Raw genomic sequence first — 291 nt, forward strand, 5'->3', positions numbered from 1 at the left:
CCCGCCGCATGGCGCACCAGCGGCGGGGGGGGGGGCCGGTGGGATGCCCCGAGTAGCCATCCCCGGCGTCGGCGCCCTCACCCCGCGGGGCAACGACGCCGGCACCACCTGGCGGGGCCTGGCCGCCGGCCGCAGCGGCGTCGGGCCGCTGACCACCTTCGTCGCGGCCGGCTTCCCGGTGCGTATCGCCGCCCAGGTCAAGGACTTCGCCCCGGCCGCGGCGTTCCCGGCCCGCATCGGGCGCAAACCCCTCTCCCGGGTGGGCCTGTTCGGTGTCGCGGCCCCCTGGGG

Annotated in this window: 1 protein-coding gene; it reads left to right on the forward strand. The window is 79.7% G+C overall.

Going from position 1 to position 291, the window contains the following annotated elements; genetic code table 11:
- Nucleotides 1-43: 43 nt before the first annotated feature.
- The coding region (locus tag KVT44_RS55985) for a beta-ketoacyl synthase N-terminal-like domain-containing protein (RefSeq protein WP_302832273.1) at nucleotides 44-291 on the forward strand (248 nt) is incomplete at its 3' end.

The organism is Streptomyces sp. GbtcB7 (assembly GCF_019091445.1).
Classification (GTDB): Bacteria; Actinomycetota; Actinomycetes; order Streptomycetales; family Streptomycetaceae; genus Streptomyces; species Streptomyces mirabilis.